This window comes from Streptomyces sp. SAS_270 (assembly GCF_052543295.1).
In genome coordinates, this window is the sequence record NZ_JBMNDS010000171.1 from 1 (window position 1) to 2,932 (window position 2,932).

3 protein-coding genes are annotated in these 2,932 nt (G+C 68.6%); 2 read left to right on the forward strand and 1 reads right to left on the reverse strand.

Annotated elements, in window-relative coordinates; translation table 11 throughout:
• Positions 1-71: 71 nt before the first annotated feature.
• The gene (locus ACN6LB_RS45660) at positions 72-1,742 is read right to left on the reverse strand and encodes a lysyl oxidase family protein (RefSeq protein WP_445031075.1); all 1,671 of its coding nucleotides are present in this window, start codon (positions 1,740-1,742) and stop codon (positions 72-74) included.
• A gap of 298 nt (positions 1,743-2,040) precedes the next feature.
• Between ACN6LB_RS45660 and ACN6LB_RS45665 the strand changes: the two genes are divergently transcribed.
• Positions 2,041-2,424 carry a VOC family protein gene (locus ACN6LB_RS45665; protein ID WP_445031076.1) on the forward strand — a complete coding sequence of 128 codons (384 nt, stop codon included), beginning with the start codon at positions 2,041-2,043 and terminating at the stop codon, positions 2,422-2,424.
• Between the two features lie 117 nt (positions 2,425-2,541).
• A complete protein-coding gene (locus ACN6LB_RS45670) occupies positions 2,542-2,805 on the forward strand; it encodes a GlsB/YeaQ/YmgE family stress response membrane protein (RefSeq protein WP_356145559.1) in 264 nt (87 codons plus the stop codon).
• Positions 2,806-2,932 lie beyond the last annotated feature (127 nt).

The following is a 2,932-nucleotide window of genomic DNA, read 5'->3' on the forward strand; positions in this document are numbered from 1 at the left end:
GGTGCCCTTGGGCACGGCGAGAACGCCGGCCCGGGGGCACCTGGATGTCGTACGCGGTCCTACGGCCTTTCCTACGGGGCGTCGACCAGGTCGTACGGCGGCACGGTCACCGTGCGGGCGCCCGGCGCACCGCCCAGAACGACCTTGCGGAGGGAGATGTTGTTGTTGAGGTTGCTCTCCTGCAGGCGCTTCTCGGGGTTGGCGATCACCTGGATGTAGTACGTGCCGTTCGCCAGGCCGGTGATGTCGAAGGACTGGCCGGGGCGGTACTGGCTGTAGGTGTCACCGGAACCGACGTCGAGGACCTCGCGGACGGAGATCGCGTTGCGTTCACCGCAGGCCGTCGACAGATCCGTGTTGTACGGGTGCCAGTTGGCGTTCTTCACCGTGTAGTCGATCGCGTCGGTGTTGGCCAGGCAGAACGCCTCCTTGCCGCTGCGCTCCTGCTGGGTCTGGTCCGCACTCAGCAGCCGGTAGCTGGCGAAGTCCGTGAAGTGCCAGTGCTCGTGACCCACGCGCGGGTCCCACTCCATGGTGCCGCTGGGCGTGTACCCGACCTGCTTGCCGTCGGCGTCGTAGAAGTACTGGTAGGAGTCCATCAACTCCGCGCCGGGGCTGCGGAATCCGTCCACGACGAGCGGGGCGGGTCCGGCGTTCCAGACGTTGGCGCTGAAGGCGAGATAGTCCTTGCCGGGGACGTCCCCCTCCTCGCCGTCGGTGACGGCGATGCCCCAGGCCGGCAGTGAACGCAGGTCGGGCTTGGGCACGTTGGCCGGGACGCCCGCCCGGCCGGTGGGCCGTCCGGTGTTCGCCTTCAGCGCGGGCGCGATGCGCGAGCCGTCGGTGTGGCCCGGTCCGTCACCCAAGTGGTGTGCCATGCCCCGGACTTCGAGAGCGTGCGACAGCGCGGGCGGCGTGGGCGCCTCCGCACCACGGGGTCCGTAGTGCGCGGCGGAGTGGCCGGAGTGCGCACCGTGACCGGCCCCGTGGTGGGCGGAGGAGCGCGAGGACACCCCCTCCCCTCCCCCGTCACTGTTCTGACGAACCGTCACCTTGATGGTCGGCCGGTTGTCGGGGATGCCGAACAGATCGCGGTACTTCTTGGCCACCGAGACCTTGGCCGTGTACTCCCCCGCCGGGAGGTCCACCGGCTTGTCGTAGTCGACCGTGCTGGAGTTGGACGCCCAGCCCTTCTCGACGCCCCACACCGAGCCCAGCGTGAACGGGTTCTCGGAGCAGCTCTCCGGGTACTTCGACGTGGCCGGGGCGTCCGGCCGGATCCGCCCGGAGGCGTTGTTCGGGCAGAAGGTCCCCTTGGACTTCGTCACTTCCTGGCCGGCCGCGTTCTTGATGGACACGTTCAGGAAGCCGGGCAGCCCGGAGAAGTTCTTCACCAGCCCGGCGGGCAGGGTTCTGGTGTGCGTGCTCGTTCCGTCACGGATGATCTGTTTGGCGACGACGGGGTCCTTGTACGACTTCCGGGTCACCTTGAACTCCAGCGGCACGTCGTCGACCGTGACGTACGTACCGAGGTCGAGATAGACCCCGGGTTCCCCCTCCCAGCGGTCGAGCGTCACGGATTTCGACGCGGCGATCAGCTTGAGCTTCGGCTTGGCCGCCGTGCTCGCCTGGGCCGACTCCGCGCCGGGAGCCACCCAGGCCCCGGCTGCCAGGGCGGTGAGCGCGGCTGCTGCAACGAGCGCCGGGCGCTTCAGGCGCATGCGGTGTTGCTGACTGGTCATCGGTTCCTCGTCTGCGAGTGCCCTGGTCAAGTGGCATCGGACTGGACAGCCCACGGCCGGCCGACGGTTCGGGCGCACCCCACGCGCCCAAGGGCCGAGTCTGTGAGCATCCTGTGAGACCGGTGAAGGGGCGCCTGGGTTGCCTGTTGAAGAAGAAAACACCGGATCGTGCGAGGCGACGGACGACAGCGCGGCACGGACATCCGTCATCGGCCGACCGACCGGACCGGCCCAACTGCCCACCGGTCACGGCAAATCCCGTTGGAAGGTCCTTCGACCGCCCGCCATAGTGGCGGCCATGGCTTCTCTTGTGCACCACGTGACCATCGACTGCGCGGACACCTACCGACTCGGAACCTTCTGGGCAGAGGTTCTGAACACCAAGATCGGCGACGACGACCGACCGGGCGACCCCGAGGCCCTGGTGGAGGCCGGGGGCGTCTCGATCCTGTTCATCGCCGTCCCCGAGAGCAAGACGATCAAGAACCGTATCCACTTCGACATCCAGCCCACGGACCGCACTCGCGACGAGGAGGTCGAGCGGCTGCTCGCCCTCGGCGCGACGCTGGTCGGCGACCACCGGCGTACCGACGGCACGGGGTGGGCCACCCTCGCCGACATCGAGGGCAACGAGTTCTGCGTCGAGCGCAGCGCCGCCGAACGGGCCGCCGGGGCCTCTTGACCTTGCTCCGAGCTCCCCCGGGACGGCCGTCCGCCGGGAAAAGGACTGGTACCGCTTCGCGCGGGCACTCGTCAGCCGTCAGTAGTCATCAACGGCTGGGATGCGAAAGGCCCGCTCATGGAGATCTCAGGCGTCATCAGCGCCATCGTCATCGGCATCGTGATCGGTGTGCTGGGCCGGCTCGTCGTCCCAGGACGCCAGCGCATCGGTTTGCTCTGGACGATCGCGATCGGCATCATCGCCGCATTCGTCGGCACCGGCATCGCGTCCGGCCTCGACGTCGCCAACACCAAGGGCGTCGACTGGATCGAGTGGATCATTCAGATCGCCCTCGCCGCGTTCGGTGTCGCCGCGCTCAGCAAGGTCAAGCTGCGTCGCTGATCGAACCGCACCCGGCCGTCCGGTCCCTGGTGCGCCCGGCTGCTCCAGCGTCGTCGCCGTCCACCACAGGCGCTTGCCGGTCACCGGGGAGACCGCTGTCACCCGGCCGCTGGAGGTGGCGAAGCAG